Annotated in this window: 13 protein-coding genes and 1 pseudogene; 8 read left to right on the top strand and 6 right to left on the bottom strand. The window is 68.4% G+C overall.

Annotation, left to right across the window (positions count from 1 at the left end):
- Positions 1 to 42 precede the first annotated feature (42 nt).
- The 5 genes and pseudogenes from U0042_RS28050 to U0042_RS28030 all read right to left on the bottom strand — a co-directional run.
- Positions 43 to 894: pseudogene (locus U0042_RS28050) on the bottom strand (biotin-independent malonate decarboxylase subunit beta); the annotation flags it as partial.
- A complete protein-coding gene (locus U0042_RS28045; RefSeq protein ID WP_114812711.1) occupies positions 891 to 1223 on the bottom strand; it encodes a malonate decarboxylase subunit delta in 333 nt (110 codons plus the stop codon). The gene U0042_RS28045 and the pseudogene U0042_RS28050, both read right to left, overlap by 4 nt.
- Positions 1211 to 2323, bottom strand: a complete 1113-nt coding sequence (locus U0042_RS28040) for a triphosphoribosyl-dephospho-CoA synthase (RefSeq protein ID WP_114812709.1) — start codon at positions 2321 to 2323, stop codon at positions 1211 to 1213. The genes U0042_RS28045 and U0042_RS28040 overlap by 13 nt, the downstream gene beginning before the upstream one ends.
- A 26-nt stretch (positions 2324 to 2349) precedes the next feature.
- Positions 2350 to 4041 carry a malonate decarboxylase subunit alpha gene (gene mdcA, locus U0042_RS28035; RefSeq protein ID WP_114812706.1) on the bottom strand — a complete coding sequence of 564 codons (1692 nt, stop codon included), beginning with the start codon at positions 4039 to 4041 and terminating at the stop codon, positions 2350 to 2352.
- Between the two features lie 26 nt (positions 4042 to 4067).
- Positions 4068 to 4850 (bottom strand): GntR family transcriptional regulator, encoded by a 783-nt coding sequence (locus U0042_RS28030; protein ID WP_114812704.1) that lies wholly within the window; start codon positions 4848 to 4850, stop codon positions 4068 to 4070.
- Between the two features lie 117 nt (positions 4851 to 4967).
- Between U0042_RS28030 and U0042_RS28025 the strand changes: the two genes are divergently transcribed.
- The 8 genes from U0042_RS28025 to hutC all read left to right on the top strand — a co-directional run bounded on the left by U0042_RS28025 (position 4968) and on the right by hutC (position 13583).
- Complete coding sequence (locus U0042_RS28025; protein WP_114812702.1) at positions 4968 to 6275, top strand: MFS transporter; 1308 nt, start codon at positions 4968 to 4970, stop codon at positions 6273 to 6275.
- Positions 6276 to 6492: 217 nt separating this feature from the next.
- The gene (locus U0042_RS28020; protein WP_114812700.1) at positions 6493 to 7353 is read left to right on the top strand and encodes an arylamine N-acetyltransferase family protein; all 861 of its coding nucleotides are present in this window, start codon (positions 6493 to 6495) and stop codon (positions 7351 to 7353) included.
- Positions 7354 to 7776: 423 nt separating this feature from the next.
- A complete protein-coding gene (locus tag U0042_RS28015) occupies positions 7777 to 8631 on the top strand; it encodes a transporter substrate-binding domain-containing protein (protein ID WP_419150545.1) in 855 nt (284 codons plus the stop codon).
- Between the two features lie 66 nt (positions 8632 to 8697).
- Positions 8698 to 9420, top strand: coding sequence for an ABC transporter permease (locus tag U0042_RS28010; RefSeq protein WP_114812697.1), 723 nt, complete (start codon positions 8698 to 8700; stop codon positions 9418 to 9420).
- A gap of 14 nt (positions 9421 to 9434) precedes the next feature.
- Positions 9435 to 10181, top strand: coding sequence for an ABC transporter permease (locus tag U0042_RS28005; RefSeq protein ID WP_114812695.1), 747 nt, complete (start codon positions 9435 to 9437; stop codon positions 10179 to 10181).
- Positions 10182 to 10251: 70 nt separating this feature from the next.
- On the top strand, positions 10252 to 11043 hold the full coding sequence (locus tag U0042_RS28000) for an ABC transporter ATP-binding protein (RefSeq protein ID WP_114812694.1): 792 nt from the start codon (positions 10252 to 10254) through the stop codon (positions 11041 to 11043).
- Positions 11044 to 11059: 16 nt separating this feature from the next.
- Entirely contained in the window at positions 11060 to 12721 is a 1662-nt protein-coding gene (locus tag U0042_RS27995) for an HAL/PAL/TAL family ammonia-lyase (RefSeq protein WP_114812692.1), read from the top strand.
- Entirely contained in the window at positions 12702 to 13583 is an 882-nt protein-coding gene (gene hutC, locus U0042_RS27990) for a histidine utilization repressor (protein WP_114812690.1), read from the top strand. The genes U0042_RS27995 and hutC overlap by 20 nt, the downstream gene beginning before the upstream one ends.
- An 87-nt stretch (positions 13584 to 13670) precedes the next feature.
- Here the strand turns inward: hutC and U0042_RS27985 are convergent, their stop codons facing one another.
- Positions 13671 to 14468 (bottom strand): hypothetical protein, encoded by a 798-nt coding sequence (locus U0042_RS27985; RefSeq protein WP_114812688.1) that lies wholly within the window; start codon positions 14466 to 14468, stop codon positions 13671 to 13673.
- Positions 14469 to 14496: the final 28 nt, after the last annotated feature.

Below are 14496 nucleotides of genomic sequence, written 5' to 3'. Positions count from 1 at the left end.
TTGAGTCGGGGCGTTGCCAGCGTGTGCCGGTGCTCCACCGTGAAAGACCGCACGCATGGATTCGGGCGTCACGGTGGCCGGGTCGATCTGCGCGAGGCGAGCCAGATACGCCTCCACCTGCGCGCTGCGAGGCGTGTCTTCCAGGCCGCGCGCGAAGGCTGCGCGCACGGCGTCGCGCATGGCATGGGCGTCGTCGTCCACCAGCGCATCCGCGAGCCCCGTGGCCGCGCGTTGCGCACCGCCGATCAGTTGCCAGACGTGGCGGCGGTCGCTCGAATCGAGTTCTTCGATGCCGGCTTCCTGCTCGATCACTTCGGGGCCGTTCATGCCGAGTCGCCCCTGTTTCGTGATGACGAGCGACGAGCACAGCGCCGCCGCAAGCGACATGCCGCCGAAGCACCCCACCATGCCCGCGATCACGCCCACCACCGGCACGTGGCGACGCAGCGCGACGATGGCCGACTGGATCTCCGAAATCACGGCGAGCCCGAGGTTCGCTTCCTGCAGCCGCACGCCGCCCGTCTCGAACAGCACCACGGGACGCACGATACGGCCGCGTTCGCAGTCCGCCAGCGCGAGTTCGAGCGCCGCGGCAATCTTGCTGCCCGAGACCTCGCCGATGCTGCCGCCCTGAAACGCCGACTCGATGGCGGCCACCACGGCCGGCTCGCCGTCGATGGTGCCGCGTGCGATCACCACGCCGTCGTCCGCCTGACAGACGATGCCTTGCAGCGGCAGCCATGGCGATTCGATGCGGTCGAACGGACCCAGCAGTTCGCGGAACGAGCCCGCGTCGAGCAGGGCGCGCGCGCGTTCGCGCGCCGAGAGTTCGATGAAGCTGTCGCGCAGGAGCGGTGCCGACGCGGCTGCGGTTTGTACGTAGGCTTCGCTCATGGGCGGCCTCCCTCGTCGTGGCCTTCCGGGGACCCGCTGGCTTCGGCGGCTTCGACCGCCTCCGCGAGACGCAGCGCGACGACGCCGGGCGTGGCGCCGAAGTCGTTGATCTCGATGCTCGCCGCGCCGTCGTAGCGCGAGAAGAAGCGGTCCAGCACGCTCTTCCAGATGTGGCCGTAGCCGTCCACGCTCGTGCGCACCACGACGTGCGCGCTCATCGCGCCCGCGGGCGAGAGCAGCACTTCGAGGTCGCCCGAGCCCACCACGCCGACGTGCGCACGGGCGGTCAAGGCGCGGCGCGCGGGGTAGTCGAAAGTCAGTTGTTCCATGAGCTTGTCCTTCCGCGAGCGCGGTGTCGAACCAGTCTGTCGATGAAAAGGGTGGCGGCGAGCAGATCTGCGGCGCCGCCCGGCGAGGCGTTCAGGTCGAGCAGGCGGCGCTCCAGCACCGCGAGCGCCGCGCGGCCCGCGAGCGTGGCGCTGCCGCCCAGATCGAGCACGCGCTGCGCGCCGCCGCGGCCCGCTTCGAGGCCCGCGAGACCCGCGCGATGCAGCAGGCAGGTGTCGTCGAGCGACGCCATGATGGCGAGCAGCGTGTCGAGCCGCGCCGCGCTTTCGCCGATGCCGCGCGCCCGCGCCGCGCCGAGCGCAGGCAGGCCGATGTCGATCACGTGCGGAAAGCCGTCTTGTGCTTCGCGTCGCGCGCCGCCCACCTGGAAGCGCGCGCGCACGCGTTCGCCGTTGCTGTTTGTGGGCACGGCGTGAAGATCGGGGAAGGCGGCAATCTGCGCGGCCAGGGCGCAGATGCGGGCGGCGTGGGCGTGGTGGTGGTCGTGTGGGCCATTGCTTGGGCCGCGTGCGACGTCGCTGACATCACGGCGGGCGCCGCTCGCAGCAAACGCGCAGCTTGCCGGCGCCGCGTTCGGCCACGCGTGTGTGGCAGCAGGGGCGGCATGAGCGGCGACACCAGGCGAGTCGATCGCCGCGCCCGCCACGAGCAGCCCCACAATCCAGATCGCGCCGCGATGCGCGTTGCTGCCGCCCGTGGCGCGCAGCATCTCGGCTTCGCCGTGGCGCCCGATGCGCGCGAGCTCCGTGCGCATCGCCGCCGACGGCACGCCGCACGTGAGCGCCGCGCGCGCGAGCGCGGCGAACGTCGGCGCGAGCGTGTGCGCGGAACGCAGCATCGTCGCGAGATTCAGATCGCGATGTGCGCCACTGCCGCGCGTGTCGACGAGCGCCGGTTTGGGCGTGAGCAGCGCTTCGTCGACGAGCGCTTCGACGGCAAGCCGCGCGAGCAGGGCGTCGGTTTCGCGCGGCAGGGACGCGGTGAGGAGCGTTTGCGTGCGGGCGAGTTCGTTGCCCGCCGTGGCATCGATTGCTATCTCAGAACTTTCCGTGCAGCCGCAGCCAACGGCCGCTGAATCCATCGTCGCGCACTGAGGAGGCATCGCGCTCACCAGCTGCGAAAGCGGGCTGGCGGCGCGTAGAGTCCGCCCGACCAGGTCACGAGGTCGTCGATGCTGCGCGCCGCGAGCAGCGAGCGTTTCGCATCCCCGCGGCGAATGCCGAGGTCTTCGGGGAAGGCGACGATGCCGCGCCGGCGCAGCTCGTCGGTCTTCTCACGCTTTGCCGTGAGGCCGATGGGCGTGACGCCCGCCACCGCGGCAAGCGCGGCGCGCCGTTCCTCCACGCCTTCGGCCTTGTGCAGATGCGCGATGCCTTCCTCCGTGACCACGTGGCTCACGTCGTCGCCGTAGATCATCACGGGCGCGACGGGCATGCCGCTTTTCTCGCCCACGGCGACGGCGTCGAGTTCTTCGACGAAGGTGGGCTCGCCGCCTTTCTTCCAGGTCTCGGCCAGTTGCACGACGAGCTTGTGTCCGCGCGAAACCGGCCCCTGGTCCTTCAGCAGCTTGAGCCAGGCTTCGCTCGCGTGGCGCCGGCCGCGCGGGTCGTGGCCCATGTTGGGCGCGCCGCCGAAACCCGCCAGGCGCCCGCGCGTCACGGTGGACGAATTGGCGTCGGCATCGATCTGCAACGTGGAGCCGATGAAAAGATCCACGCCGTACTGGCCCGCCAACTGGCAGAGCACGCGGTTCGACCGCAGGCTGCCGTCGCTGCCCGTGAAGAAGACGTCGGGGCGCGCGGCGATGTAGGCCTCCATGCCCACTTCGCTGCCGAAGCAATGCACGCTCTCCACCCAGCCCGACTCGATGGCGGGAATCAGCGTGGGGTGCGGGTTGAGCGTCCAGTTGCGGCAGATCTTGCCCTTGAGGCCGAGGCTCTCGCCGTAGGTGGGCAGCAAGAGCTCGATGGCGGCCGTGTCGAAGCCGATGCCGTGATTGAGCGAACTGATGCCGTAGGGCGCGTAGATGCCCTTGATGACCATCATCGCCGTGAGCACCTGCAGGTCGCCGATGTGGCGCGGGTCGCGTGTGAAGAGCGGCTCCACGGCGAACGGGCGGTCCGCTTCCACGACCACGTCGACCCACGAACCGGGAATGTCCACGCGCGGCAGCGTATCGACGATCTCGTTGACCTGCACGATCACGATGCCGTGGCGGAACGCGGCGGCTTCGGCGATGGTGGGCGTGTCTTCGGTGTTCGGGCCGGTGTAGAGATTGCCGTGGCGGTCGGCCTTCTCCGCGCACAGCAGCGCCACCTGGGGCGTGAGGTCCACGAACATGCGGGCGTACAACTCCACGTAGGTGTGGATGGCGCCCACTTCGAGCTGGCCGTCTTCGAGCAATTGCGCCACGCGCAGGCTTTGCGGGCCCGCGAACGAGAAGTCCACGCGATGCGCAATGCCGCGTTCGAACAACGCGAGATGCTCGGGACGGCTGATGCTCGAAATGAGCAGATGCACGTCGTGCACGCGCTGCGGGTCCACCTTCGCGAGCGAGCGCGAGAGGAAGTCGGCCTGCTTCTGGTTGTCGCCTTCGAGCGCCACGCGGTCGCCGGGGCGCACAAGCTGTTCGAGCGCATCGACGATACGTTCGCGCGGCAGCACGCCGTCCTTCAACCACGGCGCGACAGCGGCAAGGCGCCGGTTTTTTTCGTCGCGCAGCGTGGTCCACGAGCGCGCGGCGCCCGCTGTCGTGTGAGAGGCGGAGCCGGCGGCGTGGCTCGGCAGCGGGGAGGACATCTCGGCTGAGGGCTTCATCGGCTGCTTCAACTCCCGTTTTGGGCGCGCGGGCGACGGCCACGCGCGCGAGGGGTTCGTGTCGCGCCCGCTGCGGCGGCTTCGGCGCGCGCGCGGTCGGTGAGAAAACGATGGATCAGTTCACCCGTGCCGAGCAGATGCGCGGCCACGAGCGACTGCGCCGCGGCCGTGTCGCTGCGCGCGACGGCATCGAGTATCGCGCGGTGTTCGGCGTCCGATTCGCCCTTGTACTCGGGCAGGCCGAACTTGAGCCGCAGATAGCGTTCGCCGCGGCGATGCAGCGCCACGATCATCTCGATGAGACGCGCGCGGCCCGACGGTTCGTAGAGGCTCATATGAAACGCCTCGTTGCGCGTGACGTAGAGCGACGGGTCCGGCTCGCCTTCGGCGGCATCGCACAGCACGCGTGAGCGGGCCAGCGTTTCGGGCGTGTGATGCGGAATGGCGAGCCCGAGCGCGAGGCTTTCGAGCGCCGAGCGGATCTCGTAGATCTCGCGCGCCTCGTCGGCCGAGAGCGGCGCGACCGTGGCGCCCTTGTTCATCTCGACGTTGACCCAGCCTTCGCTCTCCAACTGCCGCAGCGCTTCGCGCACGGGAATCGCGCTCACGGAAAAGTGGCGCGCGATGGTGTCCTGACGCAGCGGGGCGCCGGGCGCGAGGGTGCCGTCCACGATCGCCGTGCGTAGCGAGTCGGCGATCACGCGCGACGTGCTGGCACGAGGCGCGACCGCGACCCCGAGGCGAGGCGTGGACGTGCGATCCAGGGGAAAACCATTCGTTGCGTCATTCATGGGATTGCATATTATATATAAAAACAACCAAATTCCAGTCAGGATCGGCCCCAGGGTTGGACTGCCCCGAGGCCTTTTTTCTACTGCATTCCAACCGTATCCCCCGGAGACAGGAGCATGTCGAATTCAATCACGGACCGCGCGCACGGCGCGCCACGCGCGGCGCGTACGCCGCTCAACCGCTCGCAGATTGCGGGATTCTGGGGCGCCTGGGCGGGCTGGACGCTCGACGGGATGGACTCGTTCATCTACGCACTCGTGCTCACGCCCGCGCTCACCGAGCTGCTGCCGCGCTCGGGCTACGCCGCCACGCCGGGCAACGTCGGCCTTGCGGGCTCGATCCTCTTCGCGCTGTTCCTCGTGGGTTGGGGCCTCTCGTTCATCTGGGGGCCGCTCGCCGACCGCTTCGGCCGCACCAAGGTGCTGGCCGGCACCATTTTCATGTTCGCCATTTTCACCGGGCTTGCCGCGACCTCCCATAGCGTCTGGGAACTGGGCGTGTACCGGTTTCTCGCGGGCGTGGGCATCGGCGGCGAATGGGCGCTGGCCGGCACCTACGTGGCCGAGGCGTGGCCCGAGGACCGCCGCAAGATGGGCGCGGGCTATCTGCAGACCGGCTACTACGCGGGCTTCTTCCTTGCCGCCGCGCTGAACTACACGGTGGGCGTGCACTTCGGCTGGCGCGCGATGTTCCTGACGGGCGCCGTGCCCGTCGTGGTCGCCATCCTGATCCTCACGCGCGTGAAGGAGTCGGAGAAGTGGCAGAAGGCCGAGGCCAAGGTGGTGCGCACGCGTCCGCTGCACGAGATTCTCGGACCGGCTTACCGACGCCGCACGTGGGTGGCCTGCGCGCTGTTGACCATCGCCATCATCGGGCTGTGGGCGGGCGCGGTGTACGAGCCGTCCGCCGTGATCCAGCTTGCGCTGAAGTCGGGCATGGCGAAGGCCGATGCCATCAAGACGGCGTCGCTCGCCACGGGCCTGCTCTCGATCGGCACGATTCTCGGTTGCCTTGCGCTGCCGCCCATGGCCGAGCGCATCGGCCGCAAACGCACGCTCGCGGTGTACTTCGCGGGTATGGCCGTGGCGATCGTGGGCAGCTTCGGCTGGGCGTTCTATCTGCCCAACGGGCTCGCGCCGTTCATCGCGTGGCTCTTCGTGCTCGGCTTTTTCGGCGGCAATTTTGCGCTCTTCAGCCTGTGGCTGCCCGAACAGTTCGAGACGCGTGTGCGCGCCACGGCGTTTGCGTTCTGCACGTCGTTCGGGCGCTTCGTGGGGGCTGGCGTGAACTTCCTGCTGGGCGCGGCGGTGCTCAACATGCACACGCTCGGCGTGCCCGTCGCGCTGACGGCGATCGTGTTCGTGCTCGGTCTCTTCATCATTCCGCTCGCACCGGAAACGAAGGGCGAAGTGCTGCCGCAATGAGCGGCGAGGGCAGTGCGTAGTCGGGGCGCGGGTTTCGGGTTTCGGGTTTCGTGGGAAGGGCGAAGGGCGCCGCGGTGGCCGACGCAGGCGTGGCGGCCTACGCGGCGCGGCCTACGCGGCCGGGCCTACGCGGCCCGGCCTATCATGACGCGTGCGGTGTTTTCGCGGGACACCGACCCGCGGAGCGCCGCCCGTCACCACTCGCCCCGGAGCGATCATGCCCATGTCCTTCGATCCCGACCGATATTTCGCCCGCATCGGCTACCGCGGCGCCCGCGTGCCGACGCTCGACGTGCTGACGGAACTGCATCGGCTGCATCCGCATGCCATTCCGTTCGAGAACCTCGACCCGCTCGCGGGTCGCTGCGTGGCGCTGGCATTGCCCGCCATCGCGGAGAAACTCGTGGAGCGCCGCCGCGGCGGCTATTGCTTCGAGCACAACACGCTCTTTGCGCACGTGCTCATGCAACTGGGCTTTCGCGTGACGCCGCTGATCGCGCGCGTGCTGTGGGGCCGCGGACCGGACGCCGTGACGGCGCGCTCCCACATGCTGCTGCGCGTCGATCTGGACGACGGCCCGTGGATCGCGGACGTCGGCTTCGGCGGCGTCACGCTCACTGCGCCGCTGCGTCTCGTCACCGGCGGCGTGCAGCGGACGCCGCTGGAGGCGTGCCGCCTGACCGAAGCCGCGGACGGCGCCTTCGACTTCGAGGTGGAGGCGCCTTCCGCGGGCACGTCGCCGGCGCAGGGCGAGCGCGAATGGATCAAGGTCTACCGCTTCGATCTGCGCCCCGCCGAGTGGATCGACTACGAAGTGGCGAACTGGTACACGTCCACGTGGCCCGAATCCATCTTCATCAACAACCTGATGGTCTGCCGCGTGATGCCGCACGGCCGCGCCACGCTCTTCAACGACCGGCTCACCGAGCGCGCCAGCGACGGACGCGGCAGCGACCACGCCATCGGCAGCGCCGCCGAACTGGGCGAATGCCTGCGCGAGCGCTTCGGGCTCGACACCACCGGCATGGACCTCGACGCCCTCTATGCACGCGTGCAAGGGCGCGGAATGAACGTCTGAGGCGGCCGCGCGCCGCACCTCGTCCCTTCTTCGGCTGCGCTTTTGCGCCGCGTTGCCGGCATCGACGCACGCACGGGCTGCGTGCCCGCCGAGTCGTGGTGCGTCGTCTCCTGCCTCAACCTGTCTAGACAAAATGCACCGCGCTGGCGTGTTCCTGCACCTCAGGCGGGAGGCGCCGGGCCGTTTCCGATGCCGGTCCGCACCAGCGTCTATCCGCTGGAAGCCTTGCGGGAGGCCGAAACGGCGGCGGACATAAGGGCATACCCGAGTTCGACCACATTTCTGCACGGATGCACTTGCGTAACTATTTTTGGCTGTGCAAGCTTGTCTATACAAATTTTGTGAAACCTCGGCACTCAACCTGATCAACTGGGCGCCCAACCCCTGAATACTGTTTCCTCAGAGAAAAGGAGATTCGACGTGATGGTCAAGCGCATGACGTGGGTGGCAAGGATGGGGGCCGTGCTCGGCGCGGCGGCGGTGCTCGCCGCGCCCGTGCAGGCGAAGGAATGGAAGTCGGTCACGGTGGCGCTGGAAGGCGGTTACGCGCCGTGGAACCTGACGCTGCCGGGCGGCAAGCTGGGCGGCTTCGAGCCCGAGCTGCTCGCGAACCTCTGCACGCGCATCAAGATCCAGTGCAACATGGTCGCGCAGGACTGGGACGGCATGATTCCGGGCCTGCAGGCGGGCAAGTTCGACGTGTTGATGGACGCGATCTCCATCACGCCTGAGCGCGAGAAGATCATCGCGTTCTCGCGTCCGTATGCGGCCACGCCCGCCACGTTCGCCGTGACGGACACGAAGGTGCTGCCGAAGGCCGCGCCCGGCGCGCCGGTCGTCAAGCTCACCGGCGAAGCGAAGACCGACCAGCCCACCGTCGATTCGCTGCGCAAGCAGCTGAAGGGCAAGACCATCGGCATCCAGTCGGGCACGGTCTACACGAAGTTCATCAACGACAGCTTCAAGGACGTGGCCACCATCCGCGTCTACAAGACGTCGCCCGAGCGCGATCTCGACCTCGTGGCGGGCCGCATCGACGCCTCGTTCGACGACGTCACGTACTACGCGGCGCTGATGGACAAGAAGGAGAACGCGTCCATCGTGCTGGCGGGACCGAAGATCGGCGGCTCCATCTGGGGACCGGGCGAGGGCCTCGCGTTCCGCAAGCAGGACGCGGATCTGCGCGCGAAGTTCGACACGGCCATCGCGGCGGCGCTCGCGGACGGCACCGTGAAGAAGCTCGCCGACAAGTGGTTCAAGACGGACGTCACGCCTTAAGCGGTACGCGCGTGTCTCTGACGGCACGCGCATTTTCATGACTCGCATCGAGCGGGGAGCAGGCGAATGGAATGGATCGAGATGCTGGGCTTCGGCCCGCAAGGGTGGGGCGGCGTGCTGCTGCTGGCGGCGCTGATGACGGTGGCGCTGACGCTCGCGGCGCTGGCCGTGGGTGCCGTGACGGGCGCGGTCATCGCGGCCGCGAAGCTCTCGCGCTTTCGCGTGGCGCGCGTGCTGGGCGACGTGTACACCACCGTGTTTCGCGGCGTACCCGAACTGCTCGTCATCTATCTGTTCTACTTCGGCGGCTCCACGCTCGTCACGACGGTGGGGCAATGGTTCGGCGCGGAAGGCTTCATCGGCGTGCCGCCGTTCGTGATCGGCGCGCTCGCGGTGGGCATGATCTCGGGCGCCTATCAGGCCGAGGTCTATCGCGCTGCCGTGCTCGCGGTCTCGCGCGGTGAACTCGAGGCGGCGCGTGCCATGGGCATGGCGCCGCTCGTCGTGTTTCGCCGCATCCTGATTCCGCAGGTGCTGCGCTTCGCGCTGCCGGGCATCGGCAACGTGTGGCAACTGAGCCTCAAGGACTCGGCGCTGATTTCCGTGACGGGCCTCGCCGAATTGTTGCGCACGAGCCAGGTCGCGGCCGGCTCCACGCACCAGTACTTCACGTTCTTCGTGGCGGGCGGCGCGCTCTATCTCGTCATGACCGGCATTTCGAACCGCATCTTCAACAAGGCCGAAGCACAGGTGGGCAAGAGTTTTCGCCGCAACTTCGCACGCAACTGACGGGAACCGCCGCCATGCCCATCGACTTCGACTTTCTCTTCGACACCACGCGCCAGCTGCTCGCGGCCGTGCCCACCACGCTGAGCCTCTTCGCATGCTCGCTCGTGCTGGGCGGCCTGCTTTCGTTCGTGATCGTAGCGATGCGCGTGTCGCCGCACTGGCTGCCGAACCGCTTCGCGCGCGCCTATATTCTCGTGTTTCGCGGCTCGCCGCTGCTGATCCAGATGTTTCTCGTCTACTACGGGCTCGGTCAGTTCGGCGTGATTCGCGAGAGCTTCATGTGGCCCGTGCTGCGCGACCCGTACACCTGCGCGGTGCTGTCGCTCGCACTCTGCACGGCGGGCTATACGGCCGAGATCATTCGCGGCGGCCTGATGGCCGTGCCCGTGGGGCAGATCGAAGCGGGCTACGCCTGCGGCATGTCGGGCTTCACGCTGCTCTTTCGCGTGATCGGGCCGATCGCGCTGCGCCAGTGCCTGCCCGCCTACTCGACGGAAGCCGTGCTGCTCGTGAAATCGACCGCGTTGGCGAGCCTCGTCACCGTATGGGAAGTGACGGGCGTCGCGCAGCAGATCATCCAGCAGACGTATCGCACCACGGAGGTGTTCATCTGCGCGGCGCTCATTTATCTGCTGCTCAATTTCATCGTGGTGAGGCTGCTCGGGTGGCTCGAATGGCGGCTGTCGCGCCATTTGCGCGCGGCGCCCACGCAGGCCGCGACGCTGCCGCCCACGGCGAGCGCGCAAAGCAGCGCGCAGTGAGTCTGCGCGCCGGCACACCGTTGAATACCGTCATTCCTCTTTATCCAGCTTCACCGCTGCGGAGACAGTCATGAACGCACCCGCGCCCGTCGCGTTGTCGGCGAAAAACATCCACAAGTCGTTCGGCGAGCACCACGTGCTGAAGGGCATTTCGCTCGATGCCCACCAGGGCGACGTGATCTCGATTCTCGGCGCGAGCGGCTCGGGCAAGAGCACGTTCCTGCGCTGCCTCAATCTGCTCGAAACGCCCGACGACGGCTCCGTCACCGTGGCCGGCGAAGAACTCGTGCTCAAGCGCCGCGGCGACGGCAAGCTGCAACCGGGCGACCGTCGCCAGGTGGATCGCATCCGCTCGCAGCTCGGCATGGTGTTCCAGAACTTCAACCTCTGGTCGCACATGACGGTGCTCGAGAACTGCATCGAAGGGCCGATGCGCGTGCTGAAGCGTCCGCGTGCCGAAGCCGTCGAGGAAGCCGAAGCGCTGCTCGCGAAGGTGGGCCTCGCGGAAAAACGCGGCCACTATCCGGCGCATCTGTCGGGCGGACAGCAGCAGCGCGTGGCGATTGCCCGTGCGCTCGCCATGCATCCGAAGGTCATGCTGTTCGACGAACCGACGTCGGCGCTCGACCCCGAACTCGTGGGCGAAGTGCTGCGCGTGATGCGCGCGCTCGCGGAGGAAGGCCGCACGATGCTCGTCGTCACGCACGAAATGGGCTTTGCGCGGCACGTCTCGAACCGCGTGATGTTCCTCCACCAGGGCTGCGTGGAAGACGACGGCACGCCCGACCAGGTATTCGGCGAACTGCGCTCGGAGCGTTTCCGCCAGTTCGTGTCGAGCCACCAGCACCGTACCGCTCATTGAGTTCGCGAGGCTTGCCATGACCGTGATCCGTTCCGATCGTCCGCTCGACTGGCGTGAGATTGCCGCCGTCGCCGCGGGCGAAGCGCTGCAACTCTCGGCGAGCACGCGCGAGCGCATCGCGGCGGCGCGCCTGCTCGTGGAGCGCATCGTCGAGCGCAACATTCGCGCGTACGGCGTGAACACCGGCGTGGGCGCACTGTGCGACGTCGTGGTGTCGCCCGGCGAACAACGCGCGCTGTCGCACAACATCCTCATGAGCCACGCCGTGGGCGTGGGCGCGCCGCTCGGCGCCGTGCAGACGCGCGCCATCATGGCCGCGGCCGTCAACAACTTCGCGCATGGTCATTCGGGTGTGCGGCTCGACGTGGTGGAACGGCTCGTCGCGCTGCTCGATGCGAACTGCCTGCCCGAAGTGCCCGCGTTCGGGTCCGTGGGCTATTTGAGCCACATGGCGCACATCGCGTTGGCGTGCATCGGCGAAGGTTATGTGCGCATGCACGGCGAAGGCCGCCCGCCGGAAGGCGAACGTGTCAGCGCGAAAGAAGCGCTGCGGCGCCTTGGGCTCGAACCGCTCGTGCTGCAGGCGAAGGAAGGCCTGAGCCTCGTAAACGGCACGCCCTGCGTGACGGGTCTCGCGGCCATTGCCGTGGCGCGCGCCGAACGGCTGCTCGACTGGGTGGACGCCGTGGCCGCGATGAGCTTCGAGAACCTGCGCGGCCAGCTCGCGGCGTTCGATGCCGAATCGCTCGCGCTGCGCCTGTCGCCCGGACTCAACACGGTGGGCGAGCGGCTGCGCACGGCACTCGCGGACAGCGGCGTGCTGGCGTCCGCCGTGGGCAAACGCACGCAGGACCCGCTCAGCATGCGCACCATTCCGCACGTGCACGGCGCGGCGCGCGACGTGCTGGCGGAAACGGCGCACGTGGTGGACCGCGAACTGGCGTCGATCACGGATAACCCCATCGTGGCCGGCACGCCCGACGCGCCGAAGGTCTACTCGCAGGCGCATGCGGTGGGCGCCTCGATTGCGCTTGCGATGGACAGCCTCGCGCCCGCCATCGCTCAGGTGGCCGCGATGGCCGAGCGGCGCCTCGACCGGCTCGTGAATCCGCTCGTGAGCGGCTTGCCCGCGTTTCTCGCGCAGCCGGGCGGTACCTGTTCGGGCTTCATGATCGCGCAGTACACGGCGGCCTCGCTCGTGGCGCAGAACCGGAGGCTCGCGGCACCCGCGAGCCTCGACGGCGGCATCACGTCAGGCCTTCAGGAAGATCACCTGTGCCATGCGACGCCGGCTGCGCTCAAGGCGCTCGAAGTCGTGGAGAACGCCGGGCGCATCGTAGCCATCGAACTGCTGGCAACGGCGCAGGCCTGCGACCTTCAGCCCACCGACGCGCCGCGTGCCGCGCTCACCGAAGCGCTGTGGCAGCGCGTGCGGGCCAAGGTGCCGGCGTATTGCGACGACCGCCCCCTCGCCGACGACATCGCCGTGGCGTTTCGCCTGATCGCCGACGAAGCGCCGCCCACCTGGCCGCAGCCGGGCAAGGTCGAAGGCGCGCCGCCGACGATTGCGCGGGAACCCGCGGCAACCGGAACCGCTGCCGTGCACGGTGTGGCTTCGCCGGGCATGGCGGCGTCCGTCACGCCCGCCAACGACCCGCATGCCGCCCATGCCGGCTGAACGCGGCACGGTGCGCGCATCGGCGCAGGGCGGCGGGGTTCCGCGGTCCCCTGTGTCCGGTTGCGAAGACGGTTTGCGCGGCGGCGCTTCGCCCGCCATCCACGAGGCTCATGTGAACACGAACGAAGAAAGCCACGTCGGCACGCCGGATGCGCGCGCCGCGTTGCCGCGGCAGCCTGTGCCGGCTTACGAGCAGATCAAGCGCTATGTCGTGAAGAACATCGCGGAAGGCGTGTGGAAGCCGGGCGGCGTGATTCCCTCCGAAGCCGAGCTCGTCAAGGAGTTCGGCGTGGCGCGCATGACCGTGTCGCGCGCGCTGCGCGAACTCACGGCCGAGCGCGTGCTCACGCGCGTGCAGGGCTCGGGCACGTTCGTGGCGCCGCGTCACTACGAATCCACGGTGCTCGAAATCCGCAACATCGCCGACGAGATCGCCGCGCGCGGGCACCGGCACACGGCCCGCGTGCTGACGCTCGAAACGAGCGACGACGCACTCGCGCGCGACGCGCTGGGACTCGCTTCGGGACCGGTGTTCCACTCGCGCATCGTCCATAGCGAGGAGGGCGAGCCGATCCAGTACGAGGACCGCTACGTCAATCCGCGCGTCTTTCCGCAGTACCTCGAGCAGGACTTCACGGTGGAAACGCCGAATCACTACATGGTGCGGCTTGCGCCCATCCAGCGCGCCGAATTCCGCATCTACGCGCAGAAGCCCGACGCGCACGTGCGCGGGCATCTGCAGATGGAGATCGGCGAGCCGTGCCTCTTGCTGTGGCGCCGCACGTGGGTGGGCGAGGACATCGCGACGTCGGTGCAGCTGTGGCACCCCGCGTCGCGGTTTCATCTGGCGGGGCACGTTTAGGCGCGCGTTTAGGGGCCGGCTTGAGCGTCGGCTTGGGCGTCGATTTACGCGCGCGCCCAGACACGCCCCGTCTGCGTCGTTCGCGTGTTACTGGCTCTCGCCGCTGTCGTGCAGGCGAGGCGCGGGCAGTTCGTCCGCATAACGACGGTAGACCCACGACAGGGACGACGCGGTGAGCACGACGAAGAGCGCGTTGCTCACACCCTGCACGATGGCCGAGACGGGGCGCAGCCACGTCGCTTCCGGCACGGCCCCGGTGGCGGAGACCAGCACGGCGAGCACGATGCCGAGTGCGACGAGCGGCAGCGCGGCGACGCCCGTTATGCCGGTGATGCTCCAGAAATGTCCGCGGCCGTCGTGCCACGCCGCGCGCAGCGCAATGGGACCACCCAGCGCGATGGCCGGAAAAACGAGGCACAGGCGCACCACCACGAAAATCCAGGCCACGTAGAGCACGATCAGGATGAAGAGGGCTCCGCCCACCCGTTGCGGGCGCAGCACCAGCGTAAGCAGCAGCGCCGCGAGCACGATGGCGACGCCCATGCCGACGGCCACGGCGAGGTAGCGCAGGAGCGGCTTGCCGTTGAGCGGCAGCACGGGTTGCGCGCCTTCCTCGAGCAGCACGAAGCGGTGCACCTTGATGGACAGCACGCCGTAGAGCACGAGTTGCACGAGCAGCGTTCCGATCGACGCGAACGCATGGCTCGCCATGTGCATGGCACGGCCGCTGTCCTGGCCGTCCATCGGTATTTGCGGCGAAAAGAAGAACGCGCCAGCGGCGAGCACCGCCGCGCACACGGCAAAGAGCGTGGACATCTGCGAAATGGCGCCGCGTGCACTCGTCCAGCTGCGCGTCACGCAGTCCCGAAAAGTCATCTGTTCCATGGTTGTTGTTCGTCGTTGTTGCAGGTGG

The sequence above is a fragment of the Paraburkholderia kururiensis genome, from assembly GCF_034424375.1.
In the GTDB taxonomy this organism is placed as follows: domain Bacteria; phylum Pseudomonadota; class Gammaproteobacteria; order Burkholderiales; family Burkholderiaceae; genus Paraburkholderia; species Paraburkholderia kururiensis_A.
Note: the sequence above shows the minus strand (reverse complement) of the source record. Positions and strands in the feature narration are given on the sequence as shown.

What these genes read in the sequence shown, in the direction of transcription:
- U0042_RS28045 (WP_114812711.1), bottom strand. Translation starts at nt 1,223, where the DNA reads ATGGAACAACTGACTTTCGACTACCCCGCGCGCCGCGCCTTGACCGCC.
- U0042_RS28040 (WP_114812709.1), bottom strand. Translation starts at nt 2,323, where the DNA reads ATGGATTCAGCGGCCGTTGGCTGCGGCTGCACGGAAAGTTCTGAGATA.
- mdcA (WP_114812706.1), bottom strand. Translation starts at nt 4,041, where the DNA reads ATGTCCTCCCCGCTGCCGAGCCACGCCGCCGGCTCCGCCTCTCACACG.
- U0042_RS28030 (WP_114812704.1), bottom strand. Translation starts at nt 4,850, where the DNA reads ATGAATGACGCAACGAATGGTTTTCCCCTGGATCGCACGTCCACGCCT.
- U0042_RS28025 (WP_114812702.1), top strand. Translation starts at nt 4,968, where the DNA reads ATGTCGAATTCAATCACGGACCGCGCGCACGGCGCGCCACGCGCGGCG.
- U0042_RS28020 (WP_114812700.1), top strand. Translation starts at nt 6,493, where the DNA reads ATGCCCATGTCCTTCGATCCCGACCGATATTTCGCCCGCATCGGCTAC.
- U0042_RS28015 (WP_419150545.1), top strand. Translation starts at nt 7,777, where the DNA reads ATGGTCAAGCGCATGACGTGGGTGGCAAGGATGGGGGCCGTGCTCGGC.
- U0042_RS28010 (WP_114812697.1), top strand. Translation starts at nt 8,698, where the DNA reads ATGGAATGGATCGAGATGCTGGGCTTCGGCCCGCAAGGGTGGGGCGGC.
- U0042_RS28005 (WP_114812695.1), top strand. Translation starts at nt 9,435, where the DNA reads ATGCCCATCGACTTCGACTTTCTCTTCGACACCACGCGCCAGCTGCTC.
- U0042_RS28000 (WP_114812694.1), top strand. Translation starts at nt 10,252, where the DNA reads ATGAACGCACCCGCGCCCGTCGCGTTGTCGGCGAAAAACATCCACAAG.
- U0042_RS27995 (WP_114812692.1), top strand. Translation starts at nt 11,060, where the DNA reads ATGACCGTGATCCGTTCCGATCGTCCGCTCGACTGGCGTGAGATTGCC.
- hutC (WP_114812690.1), top strand. Translation starts at nt 12,702, where the DNA reads ATGCCGCCCATGCCGGCTGAACGCGGCACGGTGCGCGCATCGGCGCAG.
- U0042_RS27985 (WP_114812688.1), bottom strand. Translation starts at nt 14,468, where the DNA reads ATGGAACAGATGACTTTTCGGGACTGCGTGACGCGCAGCTGGACGAGT.